Origin of the sequence: Planococcus donghaensis MPA1U2 (assembly GCF_000189395.1) — a bacterium.
Lineage (GTDB): Bacteria > Bacillota > Bacilli > Bacillales_A > Planococcaceae > Planococcus > Planococcus donghaensis_B.
The window spans coordinates 16,379-37,755 of the sequence record NZ_AEPB01000003.1 but is presented as its reverse complement, the minus strand read 5'-3'; the positions used below and the strand labels follow the sequence as shown (position 1 = coordinate 37,755).

Below are 21,377 nucleotides of genomic sequence, written 5' to 3'. Positions count from 1 at the left end.
AGTGGAAAGTGTATATCCATTATGAGGAGGATGCGACATGACAGTAGAAATCAAAGAAATCCAAGATTTGAAAAAGCTAGACGTTTCAAAACTGGTAGAAGAAAGTGAAGCGGAAGGCTATCGTTTTTTAAGGAGGCTTGTAGACCAGTATGAAGATGGTAGCAATACCTTTAATAAGCCGGCGGAAGTATTATACGGAGTATGGGATCATCACGACCAGTTAGTAGCAATTGGCGGATTAAATCGTGACCCGTATTCGAGTAAAGATGGAGTCGGGAGACTTCGGAGGTTTTATATTTCTGCAAATTCCCGTAGACAAGGCATTGGCACAAAGTTATTGCAAAAAATTGTTGAAGATGCGAAAGGCCATTTCCATGAACTTGTCGTCAGAACAGATTCTTCAGCAGCCGATGCTTTTTATAGAGCAAATGGTTTTTCAGGAGATCTTGGATTACCGGAAGCTACACACGGCATGGTTTTAGAACAGGAACAACGAAAAAAGGCTGAGTAACACCTTCATAAAAACGGCTTGCAGCTGCAAGCCGTTTTATCATGTCTAGAATTATTTGGAGAAGCCCGTCCGGTTTTGTTGAAATGTGTGGTAACGTAAAAAGAGCTGATTAATTTGAAAATAGGATAGGAGCGATTCCGTGGAAATGTCAAATTGGAAAGGCGCAGCAGGCGTCTGTGTCAATGAAAAAAACGAAGTGCTGTTAGTTTTGCAGGGAGTACCTGGAGAAGAAAAAAAGTGGACAGTACCAGCAGGTGGAATTGAAGGAGGCGAAACGGTTGAACAATGTTGCGTTCGAGAATTTTTCGAAGAAACCGGATTGACCGTTCAAGTTGTGGAAACGTTACACACTCGTACAGGAGAATATGAAGATTCGAAAGTATCTTTTGAAGTGATTTATTTCAAAGTAGAAGTGACAGGTGGAGAAATTGTTCTTCATGAAGAAGATGAATGGATTGCTGATGTGGCATGGAAACCGGTTGCTGAAATACGGGAGTTGGAAATGGCTTATCCAGACGATGCTGAGCTAATTGAATCTTTAGTAATACAGTAATTAGATGTTTTTGGCGTGATTATAAATAGAGAGAACGGGTAATTACGGTGTAACAGCAATCCAAGGAGGTGGTTTGGATGAAGAAAGACCGTGAAAACAAAGAAGGAGAGCAACTGATTCCAGAAGTTGAACCACGGCGGAATATGCCGCCCGAAAAAGAATTTGATCCGATGCCGGACAGAGACTTAGAGTATAAAGAAAACTCAAATGAAAAATACAGAGACAATACGCAAGAGAAAGAGTAGGCAAGCCAAGTGTTGGCTTGCTTTTTGCATCGTATCCACTCCTGAAAGGGGATTGTTCCATGCCTCAATATGTTTTCACACATGCAATCTGGCACGAAGAAGATGTTGAAGGTGCGAGCTTTCGTAAATACCTTCCAGAAAATAAAAAAATGAAGAACTGGATTGATCAATCAAAAAATCCAGCAGTTAATATTCTTCATACACATACTGTATCCAGAGGCAAAGAGTCTTTATGGGGCTCGTTAATATACAAACAAAGTGCAACTTCCAAAGAATCTCGTGAGGTGTTTCACTTCTATTTGTCGAAGCATATTTTTGTCACCAGTAAATTCGATTTTGAACAAGAAGCAGATTTAGGTAAAGGTGAAATTTTAAAACAAATGGAAAGTGCGGCATCTTCAGTGGAAGTCATGATGATTATTCTTGGGGAAATGGTCGCATCGATTTTGCATAAAATAGATAGCTTTGAAGAACGTCTTCATGACTTGTTATGGGCAATTAAAGAACAAAACAATAAAAAAACATTGGGAGAAATCGAGAACATTCGCCATGAAATTTTATTGTGGAAGCATTTGATTATGGGGTTTCAAGAAATTAAAATGGCTATTGAAGAAACCTTTGGAAAAGATGTTACAGAACAAGTGGAGTATCGTCGAACAGCTACTCGTATAGAGCGTTGTGTGATGCTTGTTGATTCTTATGAAGATGAAGTGAATAATATGGTTGATATCGAAAACGTAGTCGCCAATTATCGTGGCAATGAAATCATGAAAACTTTAACGGTCTTAACTACTTTGTTTACACCAGTTATGGCCTGGGGAGCATTATGGGGCATGAATTTTGAAAATATGCCTGAGCTAAAGTGGAAGTTTGGATATCTTGGATCGATGTTAATTATTTTAGGGTCGACATTCGTTCTCTACTTATATCTTAAGCAAAAAGGTTGGATGGGAGATATTTTGCAGTCGATTGGGAAAAGTGCATCTAGGAAAAAATAAGACGAAAGCAGGACCTCATGGATCCCTGCTTTCGTCTTATTTTGCTTTATCATTTTCAAGTTCTTGCAATAGTTCAGTATAAGGATGTAAATCTTGATCACCATGTTTTTCAATATAATCAGTAATTAATGCTTTCAACTCTTTTCGCTGTCTTTCGACTGCCACGAGTTTCTCTTTCATAGATTGTCGCTTCCACAGTTCAGCGTCTTCAACATCTTCCATTTTTTCGAGCATGTCGATTTCAGCAAGCAATACTAAGGCTTCTGTTTTTTTAGCTTCGTACTTTTTTAATGCTTTTTCTACTTTTCGGGTATCGTTGTCAAAAGTCAATTTAGAGTATATAGACATTATCTGATTCCCCTTTCAACTGAATAGCTCTTATTCTATATTTACCCCGATTTTAAAGAGCATATACCTCTTTTTTTGATAAGTTTATATAAAATGAATATTCCGTCAATGCATTGACGCAGTTTGATTAGAATTGTATGATGGAGAGACTATATAAAGGAGGTGGGTAAGATGAATCAAACTGGTAAGCGCATGACAGAGTGTCAGGAATATCTATACATTCTTCATGGCGTTACTTTCACTGGAGTAGCTGGACGGGAGAAGTCTGTTCTTTTTCAGCCAACAAAATTGAGTGAATATTACCAGTAAGGGACATCTGCCTACAATCGGATTTTAAAAAAGGCATGCCTCTTGGCGTGCCTTTTTTGTGTGCAGGTCTCTTCATTAGAAAGGAAGAGAAAGATGATTATTAGTCAGTTTCAACAATTAATGTGCCATTTTGCTACACAAAAGATATTCAATCATATAAAAGGTGAGGTCATCGAAGGTCAACGTATTGGACTTGTTGGAAGAAATGGGGAAGGAAAGTCCACGTTATTAAATGTGCTTGCAGGAACTTTACAGCCGACTGAAGGAGTGGTGACGTGGAAAAAAGGCAGTAACATCGGCTTGTTAGAACAATCACCTGATGAACAGGAAGCGCAGACAGTAGACCAATTGTTAAAGGCTGCTTTTATAGAGTTAAACGCTTTGCAACAGCAGCTAACCAAGATGGAAAAACAGATGGAAAATGTCGATCCGGATGAAATGGAACGTCTGCTCCTTCGGTACGGAACAATTCAAGATGATTTTATCCAACGCGGTGGTTATGACATCGATATGAGAATTGACCAAGTGTTAAATGGCTTAAAAATTAAATCATTAAAATTTGAACAATGGGGACATTTAAGTGGGGGAGAAAAGACAAAAATTGGATTAGCAAAATTACTTTTACAAAAACCAGATTTGTTATTGCTCGACGAACCGACTAATCATTTGGATTTAGAGGCAATTGAATGGCTTGGTTCATTTATTAGCCACTACAAAGGAACAATTGTCCTCGTATCTCACGATCGCTATTTTCTGGATGAAACGGTTACGCATATTTGGGAATTGGACCAAGGGGAGTTAATTCGATACGCTGGAAATTACTCGAGCTATGTCAAAGAACGGGAAGCTCGCTTATTAATAGAGTTTCAGCAATACCAAGATCAGCAAAAGAAAATCCAAAAGATGAAAGAAACGATTAAACGGTTGAAAGAATGGGCCAATCGAGCAAATCCACCTAATGCCGGCATGCACCGACAAGCGAAAAGTATGGGAAAAGCGTTGCATCGCATTGAAGTTCTCGACCGCCCTGTGTTATCAAAAAAACAGATGGCATTAAACTTGAAAATAGATGAACGCAGCGGAAAAGATGTTGTTTACCTCGATGGGGTGTGGAAAGAATTTGGAGAGCGTATGTTGTTTCAAGACATTTCCATGCACATCCGTTACGGAGAACGGGTGGCGATTGTTGGGTCAAATGGGGCAGGTAAAACCACGTTGCTTAATATGATGGTTGGAAAAGAATCAGTTGATATTGGAGAAGTAAAGTTAGGAAGTCGCTTATCAATCGGTTATTTATCTCAACATACGTTAGAGATGGATAATGATAGAACTATCATTGAAGAATTCCGTGAAGCAATTGCTGTTTCGGAATACGATGCTCGCTCAATTTTTATTTTTTGGGAACATGGTATTTCAGCCAGTACGACAACTTAGTGGCGGAGAGCGAATGAGGTTGCGGCTCGCCCAATTGATGCACCAACATCATAATTTGCTCATTTTAGATGAACCAACCAACCATTTAGATTTAGAAGCAAAAGAAGTTATGGAAGAGGCGTTAAGTGAATTTCCGGGCACAATTATTGCGGTGTCGCACGATCGTTATTTCTTAGACAAGCTATTTCCAGTTACTTATTGGCTTAAACACGAAACAATCGAACGGTTTGATGAAGGCTATTCAACTGCACGAGAAAAATCGATGAATTCTTTAAAACAAATTGAATAAGAACGACGAATTTTGTGGAGCTATGGCATAATAGAGACACATAAATTTGTAGAAACTAAGAAATAAGGTGGAAGCATATGCCGGCGATTGGGAAAATTCCAGAAAACATACACGTATTAACCGCCCTTGATGTTATTGGGGAAACAATTATTATTGCGGATAGTTCTTATATCATTAGGTGGATGAATTCTGAAGCATGTCGATTACTAAACCAAGTAGCTCCTATGTATGGGTTGTCAGATTGTAGAGAGATAATTGGAGAGAGTATGGATGCTTTCCATAAAAATCCGCAGCATCAAAAAACGGTTATGAAAAAATTAAACGGAACTCACCGGACACGCATATCGATTCGTAACCAAGTGATGGCTGATATTGTAGTAACCCCGATTCTAAGTGATAGCGATGAACCAGAAGGGTATATTGTAATGTTAATGGATGTTACTACGCAAGCTGCGGAACAACAACGCAATGAGCAATTAATAAAGGAATTATCCATTCCTATTTTAAATGTTTGGGATAAAACGATTGCGGTACCATTGATTGGCGCATTTGATAAAAGTCGTACAGATCACTTAATCGCTACGATTTTAACGAGATGTGCTGAACAACAAATCGAGTATGTGTTGATTGATTTAAGTGGGATTAAAGAATTTGAAGATCAAATTCGACATCAAATTCAAATGATGACGGACACTCTAGATTTAATAGGAGCTACATGCATTCTAGTTGGAATCAGTCCGAAACTAGCTATGTCTATTGTGCAATTGGATCGCAATAATCCAATATTCAGTACCACCCATGAAGGATTAAAGCACATCATCCACTTGCAAAACCAATAAAAAAGAGCTTATCCAGTAAGTTTGGATAAGCTTCTTTTTATGAAATAAAGTTGCGATGGTGGAAGTGGTCTTAGCTATTTATGTGTATTTTCTTTACTTGTTTAAACAGGATCTACCCAAGTTTGCGACCAATTTTGAATTTCGTCCATAACGGGTTTCAAAGAATAACCTTTTTCCGTTAAAGCATATTCAATTCGTACGGGTGTTTCAGGGTAAACGGTTCGTGTGACCAACCCTTGTACTTCCAAATTTTTTAGACGTTCGGATAATAACCGACCACTAATGCCAATTACTTCTGTTAAATGGCTAAAGCGTTGGGGGCCAGATAACAGTTGGTAAATAATGAGTCCGGTCCATCGTTGACTAAGTAGAGAAATTGCTGTCTCAAAGCGAGGGCAAATAACGGAAGTGTCCATACTTATCACTCCTTTTCTTTAATCATAGCACATCAATTGGGTGCTTTAAAAGAATTGAGTTACTTGATATTTGTTTGTATACTAAATATAATAGGTTACATAAAGTAACTAAAAGAGAAGAGGAATGTACATGGAATTTCATAAAAGACCGGTCACTCATGTAGGAAAAGTGGGGTTGAAAGTAGTGGATATTCTGAAAATGAAGCAGTTTTACGAAAATGTAATAGGGTTTGAAGTTATTTCAGAAGAAGAAGAAAAAGTAAGTCTAGGTGTTGGCAGTAAAGTGTTGGTAGAACTCGAGGCGGTTGTAGGACTCATCCCCAAACAAGGACGTTATGCAGGGCTGTATCATTTCGCGATATTATTACCTTCGAGAGAATCTTTAGGAAAGATGCTAGTTCATCTTCATCAGCAAGAAATTCAACTAGGCTCTGCAGATCACTTAGTTAGCGAAGCGTTGTATTTATCGGATCCAGAAGGCAATGGCATTGAAATCTATCGGGACCGGGATCATGAGCAATGGAGTTGGAGTGACGATGCAGTTTTAATGGCGGTTGAGCCGATTGACGTTCCAGGATTGGTTGAAAGAGCAAAAAACTCTTCACAGTCTTGGAACGGTTTACCAGTTGAAACTGTGATGGGACATATTCATTTACACGTGTCCAACTTAGAAAAAGCTAAAAATTTCTATGTAAATGTACTTGGCTTAGAAGTAGTCTCAACTCTAGGTGCGCAAGCTTTGTTTCTAGCAGATCAAAAATACCATCACCACATTGGGATGAATGTTTGGAACGGCAAAGGGATTCCAGCACTTCCTGAAAAAGAAGCAGGATTAAATTATTACACGTTACTGATGGAAAATGAGAATCGTGACAAAATCGCTGAAAATCTCGATTCAGCAGGAATAGAGATTGCGCATCATGATGATTATTGGGAAGTGAAAGACCCTTCAGGAAATTCCATTCGTTTATGTGTTTACTAAATAAAAGCCGACTCAATTGAGTCGGCTTTTATTATTTGGAGGAGACACTTTCGCAACTATTATCTATCGACATATAAGCTGTAGTTGTAAAGGCTGCTTGCTCTGGAATTTTGGTGGGTACTTGATTTTTTAGAGGGATTTCTAAATTCTTGTTTTGACGTGTTTCGATATATGCGTGCATGCTTTCTTGGCTAATTGCTTTTTCTAAAGGGTTGTTATAAAAAGTCAAAAGGATTAATCCACATGCCCCTGCGACTAAAGTGATACCTAAAAGTGAAAGGAATCCCTTCATAGTAAATCCCGCCTTCTTGTGTGTAGTTAGTATAAAGAACGTGGCACCCGATAAAAAGTTCCCTGTTGCTGCATATTGTCGTTTGCGAGATACTGAGAACAATGACAATATTTAACGAAACAAAGGGGGAGTATGTATGTTTTCGTTACAAACAAAAATTTGTGAGTTGTTTGAAATTGAGTATCCGATTGTTCAAGCGGGGATGGCGGGTGGGCCAACAACCGTAGAATTAGTAGTTGAAGTTAGTAATGCAGGAGGGCTCGGAACTTTAGGCGCAGCATACATGGCACCGGATGCACTGCGAAAAGCAATTAAGGAAATTCAGGCGAACACGGACAAACCGTTTGCTGTTAATATTTTCGCTTCTGCGGAACAAGACGACTTTAGCCGGTTAGCGGAAGTGCAAAAAGTATTAAGCCCTTTTCGTTCAGAGTTAGCAATTCGCAACCTTGAGTCCGCATATTCGTCACCTAATTGGAGCGCAGAGCAATTTGATATTTGTATTGAGGAAGGTGTACCGATTATTAGTGCCGCTTTTGGTTGCTTCTCTAAAGAGCAAATGACTACCGTGCAAGAACGACAAGTTAAAACTGTCGTAATGATTACTACAGTAGAAGAAGCGATACTAGCTGAAAAATCTGGGGCAAATGCAGTCGTAGCTCAAGGAAGTGAAGCTGGGGGTCATCGCAGTACGTTTTCACTCGCTCAACATTCATTCGGTGCACAGATTGGCACCATATCTTTAGTTCCACAAGTAGTAGATGCAATAAAGATTCCGGTCATCGCAGCCGGCGGTATTGTTGATGGTCGCGGATTAATTGCTTCGCTTGCGCTTGGTGCACAAGGAGTTCAGATTGGTACTCGGTTTGTTACTGCTAAAGAATCAGGAGCGCATGCAATTTATAAGCAAGCGATATTAGACAGTAATGAGGAAAGCACAGTAATAACGAAAAGTTTTTCCGGAAGACCTGCCCGGGGCATTGCCAATCGCTTTATCCGTGAATTTGAACAAAGTGGCGTTGCGCCTTTGCCTTTTCCTTCTCAAAATACACTTACAAAAGATATTCGTGCCGCTGCTGCAAAATTACGCAATCCAGAATTTATGTCATTGTGGGCAGGGCAGTCTACGCGTAGTTTGACTGAAGAAAAAGCTGCTGCTGAAATTGTTCAAGAGATTTTGAAAGAAGCGAAAGAAGTGCTAGCCTAAGATTTTTAGACTAAAAAATGGTCAGAGTGAAGCTCGAGTTTCCAATAAGCACATGCTATACTAATACAAGTGATTTTTAAAACGAGGAGATTAGACGAATGGAATGGAAGAATATATACCGTGGCATCTTGATGGGAATCAGTGATTTGATCCCAGGGGTAAGCGGAGGTACAATTGCGTTTATTTTAGGGATTTATGATCGTTTGTTAGAAGCCATTAGCGGATTTTTTAGTCGTAACTGGAAAAAACAACTTGGATTTTTAGTGCCTCTTGGCATAGGAATCGTCATCACTCTTTTATTATTTAGCCGTGTGATCGAATATTTACTAGAACAACATCATGAAGCGACTCAATTTTTCTTCATGGGATTAATCATCGGAGTTATTCCGTATATCATGAAGCAGGCTGAAGTTAAAAAGAACTTTACTCCACGACACGTGATTATTTTATTGGTTATTGGAGCGGCGTTGGCAGCTACTGCTTTTATTCCGACAGAGGAAGACTTAGCGCCAATTACATCGCTTACTGTACCAGTTTTCTTTATGTTGTTTTTCTCGGGTTGGCTGGCGAGTATGGCGATGTTGTTACCGGGAATTAGTGGTTCGTTTATTTTGCTGTTATTGGGTGTATATTCAACTGCAATCAACGCATTATCCACATTAAACATTCCGGTTGTGTTCGCAATCGGTTCTGGCGTCATCGTTGGATTTATCGTCAGCAGTAAGGCAATTCAATATTTACTTCAACATTTTACTTATGTTACTTACGCAGCTATTATCGGACTGATTATCGGGTCATTGTTTGTCGTTTTCCCAGGGTTTTCGTCTGATCCAACTACGTTGATTACGAGTCTAGTAACGTTTGGACTTGGGCTTTCGTTTACATTATTATTTAGTTCACCTCGAAAAACAGCTATTACAGAAGAAGTTTGATGAAGTAAAAGAGCTTTCTTTTTTACCTTAAAAAGAAGAACCTTCTCCAGCGGAATCTTTCAACAGTCTGAGGTGCCATCATTGATGATGGCACCTCTTTTTGAATGGATAAAATTATGTGCTTTATGCCCGTCGAAGCTAGATGGGCGCTTACGCTTTTCTTGTTGTCTAGCTCCAGCGCCCAGCTTCTAGGGTCATAAGCCCCTCCGACTGTGCGGCAAAGAACGCCGCTCTGTCAGAGTGTCTTATGCCCGTCGAAGCTAGATGGGCGCTTACGCTTTTCTTGTACAAAGCCTTTTTGCTTTGTGGATGGGTGAGTTGCCTTTAAACTATAGAGTAAGAGGTGATGCGTGTGCGAAAAGTTTTTTGGTGGTTTGTTGTGTTGCTGGCCGTTTTTTTTGCGCGCCCGATTTGGGAAGAGCCCGTTGGTAAATATGTCGATTTAGGATTTTTGGATTCTATTGACGTTGCAGTTGATAATATCGCAGGAAATTCAGAAGTAACGCAAGTGATAGATGAAGCCCGAGATTTCACTGTGCGCGTAGGTGCACAGCTGCAATCGTTTATTGTTTCTCAAACAGCAGAGGTGCCAGAGGCTGTGGCAAAACCTGAACTAGTTGAAACGGAGTCTTTGTTTGCCGTTCATAATGTAACGCTTGGAATGAGTAAAGAAGACGCTCAAGAAAAAGTGGGATTGCCGCTACGTTTGATGCGCAACGAGTATGGAACCGATTGGCACAGCTATCATCAAGATTTTCAGAACTATGTTTTGTTGTCTTATGATCAAGATGGATTGGTGAATGGTATGTTTACTAACCAAGATTTGTTTTCTTCGAAGGAAGGGATTACGATGGATTCCACTAAGTCCGAAGTCCGTTCCGCCCTTGGCACTCCACTCAAAAGCCTCCAAAAAGGAAATGTTCAATATATACTTGATACCCGTGATGAATATGATGTGTTTAAAACGGATAGTACGTATACAACCATTTTTTATGATATACACGAAGGAGATACCGTAACAGCCGTACAAGTAATAGATGAAGAACTGGAAAAACTAAGGCCTGAAATATATGCAGAGTCGGATGAGAAGTTGAAAGAAGGCTATGAATACTTGCTTTTTGAATTGACTAACTCAGCTCGCATTCAACGAGGGCTACCGTTATTAAAGTGGGATAGTGAAACCAGAACGACGGCTCGGAAGCACAGTGAGGATATGGCCGAAAATCAATATTTCAGCCATACGAACCTAGCTGGACAATCTCCTTTTGATCGCATGAAAGAGGACGGGATTAGCTTTTATGTAGCAGGTGAAAATTTGGCGTATGGCCAGTATAGTAGTGTATTTGCTCATGAAGGATTGATGAATTCTTTAGGACATCGCGAAAATATTGTGAAACCAGACTTCGGGTTTTTAGGAGTAGGAACTGCATTTAATGAAGAAAATCAACCGTATTATACGGCTAATTTCTTTAATCGATAGAAAAGGCAGGCTGTCAATAAACTGACAGCCTGCCTTTTTGATTAATTTAATATGAGCCATGCCAATACAACAAGTGGACCGACGATAAAGCAGTAAATCGCAAAATACTTTAATTGTCCTTTTGCCATAATGTTCATAAACCATTTTAATGAGAAGTATGAAGCGACTAGTGAGCCTAAGAATGCCATTACGTATGGAATCGCCATCGTAGCTAAATTATCATCGTTAAGGATATCCGAAATGCTGAGAACTGCACCACCAAGGCTAACTGGTATAAATAATAAGAAAGAAAAGCGCAATGCGGTTTCCTGGTTGATGCCTCTTGCCATCGCTGCGACAATTGTAGCACCACTGCGACTGATTCCAGGAATAAGAGCTACCGCTTGGGCACCACCAATGATAATCGCATCTTTCATTGTCATACTGCCATCTTTTCGTTGTCCGCGCATATTGCGAATCCACCACAGACCAAAACCTGTGATGATCAAGGTCAAACCAACTGTTACGATAGTTGATAAGTTATCATCAATCGTGTCTTGGAACAATAAACCGATAACTGCTGCAGGAATCGTTGCAACAACAAGGTAAACAATAAACATGAAGTCGCGTTTTGTTTCGGCATTTTTCACGGTGAAATATTTTAACCCGTTTATCACAAGGCGTTGAATGTCTTCGCGGTAAATGATTAAAACTGCAATTAGCGATGCACTATTAACGAGTAAAGCGAATGTTGAAACGCTTCCTTCAATTTGTACATCCAAAAAATATTGTGCGATTAATAAGTGTCCGCTTGAAGAAATCGGAATGGGTTCAGTAAGTCCTTGAAATAATCCAAGAAGCAAAAATTTAATGGTAAGCCATAATTGGTCCATTTGTGCAAGTCCTCCAATGTTCGTTCATCTAGTTATCTAGCAGTGAGTTTTTCACTCAATAAATTCAAAACAACATAAAAAATATAATACCATATTTTCATGGTAAACTGTGTATATTAATGAAAAGAAAGGTAGTGACACGCTTGACGAACAAGCTTTGGTTTCAAGTTGGGATAGGAGTTATTCTAACTCTAGTCATCATTCGTTTATTTATTGAAGTACAAGGAATTTTTGATCCTTTATTTATTATTGCGGGTACGATTTTTGTCCCGTTATTATTAGGAGGCGTCTTGTTCTATTTAACAAGACCGGTTTTGAATTTCTTGATGAAGAGAAAGTTTCCAAAGTGGGCTGCGGTTCTGACAGTTTTATTATCGATCATCTTAGTATTTTATCTATTTTTCATCATGATTGGTCCGATTGTGACAGATCAAATTAATGCATTAGTAGATAATGCACCAGAGATCATTCAAAGTGTTGAAGAGTCAGCTCAATATATATTCGATCAACGTGAACGCCTGCCAGATTCAATTGAAGAACAGTTAAATGGCATGACGGGTCAAATTGGGGATCGACTAGGTGATGTTGGAGGATGGGTCGTTTCCTTTATCGGTAGTTTCGTGTCTGGTATCATTACATTAGTATTAGTCCCGTTTTTCCTTGTGTATTTATTAGTTGACCATAAAAAATTTGTTCCATTTGTTTCTGGTTTCTTCTCAGGGGAACGAAAAGGGTGGATTCGTAAAACTTTGCATGACATTGATGATACCTTACAAGCGTATATTCAAGGTCAGTTGTTTGTTAGCTTTTTAGTTGGGATTATGCTGCTAATTGGTTATTTAATAATCGGGCTAGACTATGCGCTCTTATTGGCATTAATCGGTATGGCTACAAACGTCATTCCATTTTTAGGACCGTATATTGCGGTTGTGCCCGCTATTCTTATTGCGCTTGTAGAAGACCCTATTAAAGCTGTCTATGTAGGAATAATTATGCTAGTTGCACAGCAAATTGAAAGCAACTTCATTACGCCAAACGTGATGGGGAAATCGCTTGATGTTCACCCGTTGACGGTCATTACCTTGATTTTAGCGGCAGGAAATATCGCAGGGTTATGGGGAATCATATTAGCGATTCCGGTTTATGCGGTTATTAAAACCATTGCGAAAAATGTTTATGCACGACGCATTGAAATCCGCAATACGGCTACGCGTGATATTGAATAAGCTAAACCTGTGAACTTTGTTCACAGGTTTTTTCTATAGAATAAACAAAGTAACTTGACGACAAAAGGTATACCCCCTAAACTAATACTATTAGTTTAGGGGGTATACTATTTTGGATGGACGAATAAAAGAAGCGGTAGATCTTTTTCAAGAAGTATTGGTTTATGGAACAGAAAGGGTGATCAAGTCGGTCGACCATCCTTTGTGGAAAGAATATTCACCTGAGCAAATTCAAATGTTAAAGCTGATTGGTTCAGAAAAACAAATTACTTCAGCGAGATTGGCGGTATTGCAAGCTGTACATAAAAGCGCAATTTCCAGTCGAATCAAGAAACTGCTTCAAAAAAATGTGATACAAGTGGTACATACTACAGATAAACGTGAGAAATTATTAGAGCTTACGGATAAAGGACAGGCAATTATTGAAGAACTAGATCAAGTATTGGCGGATTATCTTGAGAAGCTACTGTCTGAAAATATCGCAGATGAGGAAATCGAGCAGTTTTTAACCATTTTCCGCAAGTTAAAAACAATCATAAAGATGGACGGAGTGTAACGCATGCATAGCATATTAAAATTTAAATGGCCGATTGCGATTGGCTTGATCGTATTAACGGTGGCTTTATTCTTGTTAGCGCCTAATTTAACAGAGCAAGCAGAACAAGCAGGTTCGTTTCAGTTATCAGACGAAGCCTCTTCACAAATTGCTTCACAAATATTAAGTGATGCGGATGCGGCTGAACAAACGATATCACTGGTTATGCCGTTAGAAAGTAAAGTTACAGACGATACGCGTCAAATACTAGAGCAAATGGTGACGGACATCGAAGCATTGGGTGATCCGATAACGAGTGTATTAAATCCTGTTGAAAGCAAAGAACTCGAAGAACAACTAATTTCAGAAGATCAACAAACCGTTTTGATGCCGATTACAGTTGATGGTACGGATGAAGAAGTAAATATAGTTGCCGATGAAATTAGAAATACGATTATCCCTGACGAGTTAACGGTTTATATAACAGGAGAAGCGATTATAAACAATGATGTGAATGTTAGTGCGCAAGAAGGATTGCAACGTACAGAAATCATTACAGTTGTCTTGATTTTTGGTTTACTACTTGCTGTATTCCGCTCAATTGTGACACCGTTTATCCCTCTTGTAGCAGTCGGAATTACTTATTTATTAAGTCAATCGCTTGTAGCATTTTTCATTGATTGGTTTGGCTTCCCAGTTTCAAACTATACGCAAATCTTCCTTGTAGCGATTTTGTTCGGTATTGGGACAGATTATTGTATTTTGTTATTAAGCCGTTATAAAGAAGAATTAGCAGCTGGACATGATGTCGAACAATCGATTATTAACACATACAAAACGGCGGGTAGAACGTTGTTGATTAGTGGAGCAGCTGTATTTGTCGGGTTCTTCGCAATCGGTTTTGCAGAATTCCCGATTTTCAAATCGGCTGTTGCGGTCGCAGTTGGAATATTCGTCTTGCTGATCGTGCTCTATACAATCGTTCCATTCTTTATGGCGTTGTTAAAAGAAAAACTATTTTGGCCAGCGAAAAAATCAGCTTCCCATAGAGACAGCAAGTTATGGATTTGGATGAGCAAATTGTCGATCAATCGTCCGTTGCTATCTATACTTGTTGTAGCTTTAATCACGGTGCCATTGCTGTTTACGTATGATAATTCTTTATCTTTTAACACAGTGGATGAGATTGGTTCAGAGTATGAATCTGTAAAAGGATTAAATGCGATTGAAGAAGGTTTTGGAAAAGGAGATTCGTTACCGGTTCAAGTAATTGTGAAATCGGACGAAACTTTGACTAGCCGAGAAACAGTTCCTTATTTTGAAGCGTTAAGTAGAGAAATTGAAAAAATTGAAGGTGTCGAAACGGTTCGGTCAATTACACGCCCAACAGGTGACATTATTAACGAACTTTATGTAGACGAACAGTTAGGGTTATTAGCTGATGGGCTTGGCGATGCACGTGATGGACTAGGTGAGGTGCAAGCAGGGCTGACAGAAGTTCAAACCAACTTAACGGCTATTAGCGAACAAGCTGGAAACTCTGCAGGGTTATCAGAAGCTGCTGAGGGGCTTGGTCAAATCAATCAACAATTGGGGCAAGTCTCACAAGGGCTTCAACAAACGGGGAATATTCCTCAAACAGTAGGTGCATTAACACAAATCAGCGGTGGCTTGGCTGAAATTCAACAAGGCTTAGCTGGAGCAGCGGGGCAAACAGCTGAACTAAGTGCGGGCTTAACCCAATTAGCAGAAGGTGTAGGTGCATCAAACCAAGGGCTTGCTGAAATTGAATCCGGTTTAACGGAAGCTGTTGAGATGATGCAAGAAATGAGCGATAGCGAAGCGGTACGTGATACGGGATTGTATATTCCAGAAGGAACATTAGAAAGTGAAAATTTTGAACAAGTAGTAGATCGGTATTCGTTTGCAGATGGTACGGGAATGATGATGGAAGTAATTTTGTCAGAAGATCCGTATTCTCCTGAAGCAATTGGCGTTACAACTGAAATAAAAGAAACAGTAGAACGCACTAAAATAGGAACGCCACTGGAAAAAGCGGAAATCGCATTTAGTGGAATTTCAAGTATTAACAGTGATTTACAAGATGTATCTTCTAATGACTTTTCAACTACAGTCATCATTATGTTGATTAGTTTATTTGTCATCTTGGCGATTTTATTCCGTTCATTGATCATGCCTTTGTATATGATTGGTTCGCTATTACTGACGTATTACACAGCAATTGCGATTGCAGAGTTGATCTTTGTGAACGGTTTAGGCTTTGATGGCATTAGCTGGGCAGTGCCGTTCTTCGGTTTTGTCATGTTAGTAGCACTAGGTGTCGACTATTCGATTTTCTTGCTAGATCGTTTCCGGGAAGAATCCTTTAACGGAGTTACCGTTCGCGATGCTATGCGTATCTCGATGGCAAAAATGGGAACAGTTATCATTACAGCTGCCATCATCCTAGCAGGTACTTTCGGTGCTATGATGCCATCAGGTGTCCTGAGCCTTGTGCAAATTGCGACCATTGTTATTACAGGCTTACTGTTATACGGATTGATTGTCTTACCATTATTAATCCCAGCAATTTCCGTGTCCTTTGACCGCGGTGTTTGGTGGCCGTTTGGCAAAAGAAATAAGTGAGTGCTACAAAGAAATCTTATTGAGCAAAAAAGAACATGAAGAAAAGCTGCGTTCACGCAGCTTTTTTCTATGGATGTGGGATTAGGCTAAGCGTGGTATACTGAGTGGTAATTAAAAATGTGAAATGGGTGTACTTATATATTTCTGCGAGCTTTTGTGTATCGCTTGTGGTTTATGTCTTGGATTTTCCTAAGATTTTTGATGAATAAATGAAATTATGGAAAGAGGTAATGAAATTGTTAACATTTGAACAAAAGCTTGAAATTATTGAGTCTTTTCCAGAGCTAACGAGAAAAGACGTATCGATGAAACGTGTAAATTTTCATTTTGAAGAAAGCTTGTACGATAAGAAAATAGTGGTCTATCATTTGCATCCGACAGGTAACGGTTTTGTGTATGTTGGCAACTTACCACAATATGAAGTAGACAAAAAAGGCTTTGTAAACATTCGTGATTTCTCTGAAAAAGAATTACGCAGTGTTCTTGCAGATGCATTGGATTATTTGTCGTTAGAACCAGAACCACCATATGATAAAACGTGGGTTAATCGCGACAATGAAAAATTGGACTTGGTTTATGAAGAGCCATTTTGGAATATCTACACAGGCAAAAACTTAGAAGAAAGCTTCGGAACGTTTGATAACGCTGAAGACTACTTGATCGACCAAGGCTTTAAAGAAAAGAAATAACGAATCGTGAGTTGCTGAACATATGTTTTTGGATACACGTATAGCAACCACAAAAAGAAGCCTTTGGGCTTCTTTTTTGTGGTTAAAAGAGGAAAAAGATTTGGATTTTCGGTATGCTTATGGCAAGAGGAGTGAGGGGCATGTTTAAAAAGGTGATCTTGTATACAAATCAATTAGAAGACATGAAAGGTTTCTATGAATACCAATTAGGCTTCCGAATTGTTGAAGAAGATGACACCAGTTTTACATTGTCGATGGGAGATTCCCAATTGGTCTTTCGGGAATCCGAAAAGGCAGCTGTTTACCATTTTGCGCTGAATATACCGGGAAACCAATTTACTCTTGCTAAATCTTGGACGAGTGAACGCGTGACATTAAATCGCCAAGAAGGAATGGATGAAGTCTTCTACGCAAATTTTGATGCGGATGCGTTTTACTTTCAGGATCCAGCGGGAAATGTAGTGGAATTTATAGCACGTCGAAGTGTGGATCGTATGGGCAATTTTACGGTGGATTCTATTCTTAACATTAGTGAAGTGAGTATTACCACGCCCTATGTTGAAGAAGTTGGTGAATTAATTGAGGACATGGATATTCCAGTCAGAGGCAGTAAAGGGATAGAAGTAGATTCGCTAAACTTTCTTGGCCGTGGACATGCTTTTATCCTTTTGGTGGCACCAAAGCGGATTTGGTATTTTTCTAAACAAAAAAGTGAAACTCATCCATTATCGATTGAACTAACTGATGGTCGCCGAATTAACATAACAGGCGAAGGTCGATTTCAACAAGAAAAGTCAGCTAATCCCATACTAGATAAGATGGAGCAAACGAACTTCTCGGGAGTTGCTTATTTAGCGATAAAAGAACCGTGGGCTATGGCGAGGGGATTTGCTGATCGTGCTAATGAGCGACCGAATGCGATTGATACAAGATTTGGTATTGCCTCCGGTAGCAAATTTTTTACGGCTGTAGTTGTTTGTCAGTTGGTAGAAGAAAGGAAAATTAGCTTTGAAGATCAGTTGTCACAATTACTGCCGGAGACATTTCCTCACTTTAACGTGACAATTCATCAATTGTTGACACATACATCGGGTATCCCAGACTATTTTGATGAACAGGTAATGAGCGATTACGAAGATTTATGGAAACAACGACCAATGTATGGAATGCAGACAACTTCAGATTTTATCCCGTTATTTAAAGAGTTACCAATGATGTTTGAACCTGGGGAAAAGTTTCACTATAATAACGCGGGGTATATTGCCCTTGGGTTAGTTATTGAGAATGTAACAGGAAAAGAGTTTGTGGACGTGGTAACAGCACGCATTTTTGAGCCTGCTAGGATGCAAAATTCGGGGTATTTCCGCTTAGACCGCTTGCCAGGGCAAACGGCATTTGGCTATATAGAAGAAGAGGGAGAGTGGCGAACCAATCAGTACGCTATTCCCGTTCGCGGTGGAGCAGATGGCGGTGCTTATGTGACGGTAAATGATATGGCAAACTTCTGGAATTATCTAATGGATGGTACATTGTTAACAGAAGGTATGCTGCAAAAGATGCTTCAAGTATATGCTACTGGAAACAATGGTGATTACGGGTATGGGCTTTGGATTCAAACGCAAGCAAATGGTGCATCAAAATATCACATTATGGGCTATGATCCAGGTGTTAGTTTTCACTCGTTATTTTATGCAGCAGAGGAAAGTGTATTAACGGTGTTATCGAATAGAAGTGATGGGGCTGGTGAGCTAGCGAAGACCATTGAAGAATTGAAAATTGGTAAGGAGTGAAAGTATGACAGGGAAAAAACTAGCGATAGTGATTGCGATCAGCACTATTGTTGTATGTGCTTTGATTTTTGGGATTTTCCAGCTATATTTTATGTTAAATTAACAAGAAAAGCCGCGACCGGAGAAAATTTCCTCGGTCGCGGCTTTATAAAATGAACAAAAAATGAGCTCTTCCGAAGAAGAGCTCATTGACAAGTTAGCTTTAGATTAAGCTTTTTGTACGTTAGTAGCTTGAAGACCGCGTTGGCCTTGTTCGATATCAAACGTTACTTCTTGACCTTCGTCAAGTGATTTAAAGCCTTCGCTTTGGATTGCAGAGAAATGTACGAATACATCGTCGCCGCCTTCGCGTTCGATGAAGCCAAATCCTTTTTCTGAGTTAAACCATTTTACTTTACCTTGTTCCATGTGTATTTCCTCCTCGTATGCGTGAGCATACATTGTATTACTATCCTTGCTCAAATCTTGCAGATGAACATCTGACACTTCGTAAAAAGTTATCCGAACAAAAATAATTCTTCCTTAGAATAACACGGGGATACATATATTGCAAGTGAAAATGAAATATTCTTTTTGGTATAGGTTAAATCGAACGTGTATGATAAAGAAAAAACTATACAAAAATGGGGTAAGGGGAGACGAGATATGAACAGAATTATGGTGCTTGGAGTATCTGCTGGAGCTGGTAAATCAAGCTTTGCAAGAAAACTTTCAGAGCGAACCATGATCCCGGCTTATCATTTAGATGCGTATTTTTGGAAGCCTGGATGGGTGGAAAGCAGTGAGGAAGAATTTAGTGCTCAACAGCAAAAGCTTGTTGAGAAAGAGCATTGGATTATTGAAGGGAATTACTCGAGCACATACAGTATTCGGCAACAAAGAGCAGATACGCTTATTTATTTAGAGCTTCCTCTAGTCGTTTGTTTGTATCGTGTCGTTAAACGACGAATCATCTATCACGGGAAGACCCGTCCTGATTTAGGAGAAGGGTGTCCGGAAAAATTGGATAAAGCCTTCTTAAAATTTATCGTTTCTACATATTATGAAAGAAAAGCAAAGATGAGAAAAAGAATGGAACAGTTTAAAGAAGAAAATCCCTACAACCAAGTTCTTCTATTGCGCAATCAGAAAGAAATAGATCAGTTTTTAAATAGAGTCGCAGTAAAGAATGATTAATATTTATAAATGTTTTTTAATTAATGAGTTAATTTAAAAAACTTACAGACGTTCATAGATGGAAGTGGTATTCTAAAACTACATAAACAGACGGAGGAGAATGAGAGATGAAGTTGCTGTATGAAGGCACGATCACGAATCAAGTGCTTCATAAAAAGCTACCTTTTTCTATGAAGCGCTTGTATTTAGAGGACTTACCTATAATTGAAAAAGTTCAGGCGAAAGTAATGGAGTCTATTACCGAAAAGACTTCGCTACAAGCTTTAACAACGGAAGAATTCTTGTTTATCTTAAACGAGCGCGGACTTATGGTGGGAGCTTATGTTGAAGGAGAGTTGATTGGTTTTAGAGCATTGTTAATTCCTGATATTGATGAAGAACACTTAGGGTGGGATATTGGACTACCACCAGAAGAGTTCGACAAAGTTATTTATCAAGAAATTTCAGTAGTACTTCCTGAATATCGGGGAAATCGTCTTCAACAGAAGTTGGCCGAGGTCATTATGAAAGAATTACCCAATCTTGAAGTGAAATTCCGTTATATTTGCTGTACGGTTGCACCGATGAATATTCCGAGTTTAAAAGATAAGTTTATGCAATCTATGCACATTGCAGCTTTAAAGGAAAAGTATGAAGGATTGAAACGTTATATTCTCGTCAAAGATTTAGAAAAATTAGATGTTCACTATCGAGAACACGTTACAGTTAAATTGGATGATTTAGAAAAACAAAAACAATTGCTTAGTGAAGGATATGTAGGAATTGGATTCCAACTAGTACATGGATTTCATGAGCTTCAATTTGCAAAACCCATTCTGTAAAAAGAATGGGTTTTTTTAATGGATTTCTAGAATTCTGAAACTTCCTTTAACGTTTAGCGTATTAATAAGAGAGATGGTAAGTAATTTACTAGGATGGGAGGTTTTGGAATGGGTCTATTTGGTATGCCGATGGAACAACTTTATATGTACATATTACTCGTAGCAGGTGCGTTAACAGTCCTATGTGTGTTTTTCGGAGAAGCTGTAGAGTTTAAATCTGCTTGGCCACTATTCAGCCCAATTGTCATCCTTGCCTTTGTGACGTTCGGATCTGCGATTGGTTTCTTATTGGAAACAGCGACAGCATTTAACGAATGGTCAGTGTTATGGATTTCTATTTTGGCTGCTGGATTTTTAGATCTTTTACTATATTTTTTAATTTTATTGCCTGTGTCTTCTGCAACCAGTGCTCATTCGGAAGAATCCCTGTCTGGACAAGTGGCTACTGTTAGCGTTCCAATTCCTAAAGATGGCTACGGAGAAGTACTCATCGAAACTTATTCAGGTGTGATCTTAAGACGAGCTGCGGGCTATAATAACGAAGCTATTGCTCAAGACGAAAAAGTAATGATTGTCGAAGTGAGCGAAGGGACTTTCTACGTGCAGATCTATGGCTCGTTAGATTTTAGAGAAAAAACAAAATGGGCAAATGACATCTGAGAGAGACAAACAAAACGGGTATTAAAAAGCTTAACAAAAAAAGGACACTTAAAAACCAACACTCAAATTCTGAGTGTTGGTTTTTGAATTAATAAAAATGCAGAAAAGAGCATCATTTCAGAAAGAT

Annotated in this window: 25 protein-coding genes; 20 read left to right on the top strand and 5 right to left on the bottom strand. The window is 39.1% G+C overall.

Annotation, left to right across the window (positions count from 1 at the left end; genetic code table 11):
- Positions 1 to 37 precede the first annotated feature (37 nt).
- The 4 genes from GPDM_RS01410 to GPDM_RS01400 all read left to right on the top strand — a co-directional run bounded on the left by GPDM_RS01410 (position 38) and on the right by GPDM_RS01400 (position 2,307).
- A complete protein-coding gene (locus GPDM_RS01410) occupies positions 38 to 511 on the top strand; it encodes a GNAT family N-acetyltransferase (RefSeq protein WP_008428208.1) in 474 nt (157 codons plus the stop codon).
- Positions 512 to 656: 145 nt separating this feature from the next.
- Entirely contained in the window at positions 657 to 1,064 is a 408-nt protein-coding gene (locus tag GPDM_RS01405) for an NUDIX hydrolase (RefSeq protein ID WP_008428204.1), read from the top strand.
- 77 nt (positions 1,065 to 1,141) lie between these two features.
- The gene (locus tag GPDM_RS16685) at positions 1,142 to 1,309 is read left to right on the top strand and encodes a hypothetical protein (RefSeq protein ID WP_008428202.1); all 168 of its coding nucleotides are present in this window, start codon (positions 1,142 to 1,144) and stop codon (positions 1,307 to 1,309) included.
- Between the two features lie 59 nt (positions 1,310 to 1,368).
- Positions 1,369 to 2,307, top strand: a complete 939-nt coding sequence (locus tag GPDM_RS01400; RefSeq protein ID WP_008428199.1) for a magnesium transporter CorA family protein — start codon at positions 1,369 to 1,371, stop codon at positions 2,305 to 2,307.
- A gap of 36 nt (positions 2,308 to 2,343) precedes the next feature.
- Here the strand turns inward: GPDM_RS01400 and GPDM_RS01395 are convergent, their stop codons facing one another.
- Positions 2,344 to 2,655 (bottom strand): hypothetical protein, encoded by a 312-nt coding sequence (locus GPDM_RS01395; protein WP_008428196.1) that lies wholly within the window; start codon positions 2,653 to 2,655, stop codon positions 2,344 to 2,346.
- Between the two features lie 171 nt (positions 2,656 to 2,826).
- Here GPDM_RS01395 and GPDM_RS16610 point away from each other — a divergent pair, with 171 nt between their 5' ends.
- From GPDM_RS16610 to GPDM_RS01385, 4 genes are all read left to right on the top strand, one after another.
- Positions 2,827 to 2,964, top strand: a complete 138-nt coding sequence (locus GPDM_RS16610) for a hypothetical protein (protein ID WP_008428194.1) — start codon at positions 2,827 to 2,829, stop codon at positions 2,962 to 2,964.
- Positions 2,965 to 3,057: 93 nt separating this feature from the next.
- Entirely contained in the window at positions 3,058 to 4,398 is a 1,341-nt protein-coding gene (locus tag GPDM_RS01390; RefSeq protein WP_272941505.1) for an ABC-F family ATP-binding cassette domain-containing protein, read from the top strand.
- Positions 4,399 to 4,411: 13 nt separating this feature from the next.
- On the top strand, positions 4,412 to 4,687 hold the full coding sequence (locus GPDM_RS16920; RefSeq protein ID WP_272941504.1) for a hypothetical protein: 276 nt from the start codon (positions 4,412 to 4,414) through the stop codon (positions 4,685 to 4,687).
- A gap of 77 nt (positions 4,688 to 4,764) precedes the next feature.
- A complete protein-coding gene (locus GPDM_RS01385) occupies positions 4,765 to 5,526 on the top strand; it encodes an STAS domain-containing protein (RefSeq protein ID WP_008428192.1) in 762 nt (253 codons plus the stop codon).
- Positions 5,527 to 5,627: 101 nt separating this feature from the next.
- Here the strand turns inward: GPDM_RS01385 and GPDM_RS01380 are convergent, their stop codons facing one another.
- Positions 5,628 to 5,942 carry a winged helix-turn-helix transcriptional regulator gene (locus GPDM_RS01380; protein ID WP_008428190.1) on the bottom strand — a complete coding sequence of 105 codons (315 nt, stop codon included), beginning with the start codon at positions 5,940 to 5,942 and terminating at the stop codon, positions 5,628 to 5,630.
- Positions 5,943 to 6,072: 130 nt separating this feature from the next.
- On the opposite strand from GPDM_RS01380, the gene GPDM_RS01375 reads away from it, so the two are divergent.
- Positions 6,073 to 6,924 carry a VOC family protein gene (locus GPDM_RS01375; protein WP_008428189.1) on the top strand — a complete coding sequence of 284 codons (852 nt, stop codon included), beginning with the start codon at positions 6,073 to 6,075 and terminating at the stop codon, positions 6,922 to 6,924.
- Between the two features lie 31 nt (positions 6,925 to 6,955).
- Here GPDM_RS01375 and GPDM_RS01370 read toward each other — a convergent pair whose 3' ends face one another.
- The gene (locus GPDM_RS01370) at positions 6,956 to 7,216 is read right to left on the bottom strand and encodes a hypothetical protein (protein WP_008428187.1); all 261 of its coding nucleotides are present in this window, start codon (positions 7,214 to 7,216) and stop codon (positions 6,956 to 6,958) included.
- Between the two features lie 136 nt (positions 7,217 to 7,352).
- On the opposite strand from GPDM_RS01370, the gene GPDM_RS01365 reads away from it, so the two are divergent.
- The 3 genes from GPDM_RS01365 to GPDM_RS01355 all read left to right on the top strand — a co-directional run bounded on the left by GPDM_RS01365 (position 7,353) and on the right by GPDM_RS01355 (position 10,835).
- The gene (locus tag GPDM_RS01365) at positions 7,353 to 8,423 is read left to right on the top strand and encodes an NAD(P)H-dependent flavin oxidoreductase (RefSeq protein WP_008428184.1); all 1,071 of its coding nucleotides are present in this window, start codon (positions 7,353 to 7,355) and stop codon (positions 8,421 to 8,423) included.
- A gap of 98 nt (positions 8,424 to 8,521) precedes the next feature.
- Positions 8,522 to 9,355, top strand: a complete 834-nt coding sequence (locus tag GPDM_RS01360; protein WP_008428183.1) for a DUF368 domain-containing protein — start codon at positions 8,522 to 8,524, stop codon at positions 9,353 to 9,355.
- A gap of 352 nt (positions 9,356 to 9,707) precedes the next feature.
- Positions 9,708 to 10,835: a CAP domain-containing protein gene (locus GPDM_RS01355; RefSeq protein ID WP_008428180.1), complete on the top strand. Its 1,128-nt coding sequence runs from the start codon at positions 9,708 to 9,710 to the stop codon at positions 10,833 to 10,835.
- A 41-nt stretch (positions 10,836 to 10,876) separates the two neighbouring features.
- Here GPDM_RS01355 and GPDM_RS01350 read toward each other — a convergent pair whose 3' ends face one another.
- Positions 10,877 to 11,707 carry an undecaprenyl-diphosphate phosphatase gene (locus tag GPDM_RS01350; RefSeq protein WP_008428179.1) on the bottom strand — a complete coding sequence of 277 codons (831 nt, stop codon included), beginning with the start codon at positions 11,705 to 11,707 and terminating at the stop codon, positions 10,877 to 10,879.
- Between the two features lie 143 nt (positions 11,708 to 11,850).
- On the opposite strand from GPDM_RS01350, the gene GPDM_RS01345 reads away from it, so the two are divergent.
- The 5 genes from GPDM_RS01345 (at position 11,851) to GPDM_RS16605 (ending at position 18,593) form a co-directional block, all read left to right on the top strand.
- Positions 11,851 to 12,933: an AI-2E family transporter gene (locus GPDM_RS01345; protein WP_008428177.1), complete on the top strand. Its 1,083-nt coding sequence runs from the start codon at positions 11,851 to 11,853 to the stop codon at positions 12,931 to 12,933.
- 112 nt (positions 12,934 to 13,045) lie between these two features.
- On the top strand, positions 13,046 to 13,489 hold the full coding sequence (locus GPDM_RS01340) for a MarR family winged helix-turn-helix transcriptional regulator (protein WP_008428175.1): 444 nt from the start codon (positions 13,046 to 13,048) through the stop codon (positions 13,487 to 13,489).
- 3 nt (positions 13,490 to 13,492) lie between these two features.
- Entirely contained in the window at positions 13,493 to 16,114 is a 2,622-nt protein-coding gene (locus GPDM_RS01335) for an MMPL family transporter (protein WP_008428173.1), read from the top strand.
- Between the two features lie 236 nt (positions 16,115 to 16,350).
- On the top strand, positions 16,351 to 16,803 hold the full coding sequence (locus GPDM_RS01330) for a hypothetical protein (RefSeq protein WP_008428171.1): 453 nt from the start codon (positions 16,351 to 16,353) through the stop codon (positions 16,801 to 16,803).
- Between the two features lie 140 nt (positions 16,804 to 16,943).
- Positions 16,944 to 18,593, top strand: a complete 1,650-nt coding sequence (locus tag GPDM_RS16605) for a serine hydrolase (protein ID WP_008428170.1) — start codon at positions 16,944 to 16,946, stop codon at positions 18,591 to 18,593.
- Between the two features lie 207 nt (positions 18,594 to 18,800).
- On the opposite strand, the gene GPDM_RS01320 is transcribed toward GPDM_RS16605, so the two are convergent.
- Positions 18,801 to 19,001, bottom strand: coding sequence for a cold-shock protein (locus GPDM_RS01320; RefSeq protein WP_006830093.1), 201 nt, complete (start codon positions 18,999 to 19,001; stop codon positions 18,801 to 18,803).
- A gap of 237 nt (positions 19,002 to 19,238) precedes the next feature.
- Here GPDM_RS01320 and GPDM_RS01315 point away from each other — a divergent pair, with 237 nt between their 5' ends.
- From GPDM_RS01315 to GPDM_RS01305, 3 genes are all read left to right on the top strand, one after another.
- Positions 19,239 to 19,769: a P-loop NTPase family protein gene (locus GPDM_RS01315; protein WP_008428168.1), complete on the top strand. Its 531-nt coding sequence runs from the start codon at positions 19,239 to 19,241 to the stop codon at positions 19,767 to 19,769.
- 107 nt (positions 19,770 to 19,876) lie between these two features.
- On the top strand, positions 19,877 to 20,590 hold the full coding sequence (locus GPDM_RS01310) for a hypothetical protein (RefSeq protein ID WP_008428166.1): 714 nt from the start codon (positions 19,877 to 19,879) through the stop codon (positions 20,588 to 20,590).
- A 108-nt stretch (positions 20,591 to 20,698) separates the two neighbouring features.
- Entirely contained in the window at positions 20,699 to 21,250 is a 552-nt protein-coding gene (locus GPDM_RS01305; RefSeq protein ID WP_008428165.1) for an NfeD family membrane protein, read from the top strand.
- The last annotated feature ends 127 nt before the right edge of the window (positions 21,251 to 21,377 follow it).

Coding starts and splice junctions, on each gene's coding strand:
- GPDM_RS01410 (WP_008428208.1), top strand. CDS start 38: ATGACAGTAGAAATCAAAGAAATCCAAGATTTGAAAAAGCTAGACGTT.
- GPDM_RS01405 (WP_008428204.1), top strand. CDS start 657: ATGTCAAATTGGAAAGGCGCAGCAGGCGTCTGTGTCAATGAAAAAAAC.
- GPDM_RS16685 (WP_008428202.1), top strand. CDS start 1,142: ATGAAGAAAGACCGTGAAAACAAAGAAGGAGAGCAACTGATTCCAGAA.
- GPDM_RS01400 (WP_008428199.1), top strand. CDS start 1,369: ATGCCTCAATATGTTTTCACACATGCAATCTGGCACGAAGAAGATGTT.
- GPDM_RS01395 (WP_008428196.1), bottom strand. CDS start 2,655: ATGTCTATATACTCTAAATTGACTTTTGACAACGATACCCGAAAAGTA.
- GPDM_RS16610 (WP_008428194.1), top strand. CDS start 2,827: ATGAATCAAACTGGTAAGCGCATGACAGAGTGTCAGGAATATCTATAC.
- GPDM_RS01390 (WP_272941505.1), top strand. CDS start 3,058: ATGATTATTAGTCAGTTTCAACAATTAATGTGCCATTTTGCTACACAA.
- GPDM_RS16920 (WP_272941504.1), top strand. CDS start 4,412: ATGAGGTTGCGGCTCGCCCAATTGATGCACCAACATCATAATTTGCTC.
- GPDM_RS01385 (WP_008428192.1), top strand. CDS start 4,765: ATGCCGGCGATTGGGAAAATTCCAGAAAACATACACGTATTAACCGCC.
- GPDM_RS01380 (WP_008428190.1), bottom strand. CDS start 5,942: ATGGACACTTCCGTTATTTGCCCTCGCTTTGAGACAGCAATTTCTCTA.
- GPDM_RS01375 (WP_008428189.1), top strand. CDS start 6,073: ATGGAATTTCATAAAAGACCGGTCACTCATGTAGGAAAAGTGGGGTTG.
- GPDM_RS01370 (WP_008428187.1), bottom strand. CDS start 7,216: ATGAAGGGATTCCTTTCACTTTTAGGTATCACTTTAGTCGCAGGGGCA.
- GPDM_RS01365 (WP_008428184.1), top strand. CDS start 7,353: ATGTTTTCGTTACAAACAAAAATTTGTGAGTTGTTTGAAATTGAGTAT.
- GPDM_RS01360 (WP_008428183.1), top strand. CDS start 8,522: ATGGAATGGAAGAATATATACCGTGGCATCTTGATGGGAATCAGTGAT.
- GPDM_RS01350 (WP_008428179.1), bottom strand. CDS start 11,707: ATGGACCAATTATGGCTTACCATTAAATTTTTGCTTCTTGGATTATTT.
- GPDM_RS01335 (WP_008428173.1), top strand. CDS start 13,493: ATGCATAGCATATTAAAATTTAAATGGCCGATTGCGATTGGCTTGATC.
- GPDM_RS16605 (WP_008428170.1), top strand. CDS start 16,944: ATGTTTAAAAAGGTGATCTTGTATACAAATCAATTAGAAGACATGAAA.
- GPDM_RS01320 (WP_006830093.1), bottom strand. CDS start 19,001: ATGGAACAAGGTAAAGTAAAATGGTTTAACTCAGAAAAAGGATTTGGC.
- GPDM_RS01315 (WP_008428168.1), top strand. CDS start 19,239: ATGAACAGAATTATGGTGCTTGGAGTATCTGCTGGAGCTGGTAAATCA.
- GPDM_RS01310 (WP_008428166.1), top strand. CDS start 19,877: ATGAAGTTGCTGTATGAAGGCACGATCACGAATCAAGTGCTTCATAAA.
- GPDM_RS01305 (WP_008428165.1), top strand. CDS start 20,699: ATGGGTCTATTTGGTATGCCGATGGAACAACTTTATATGTACATATTA.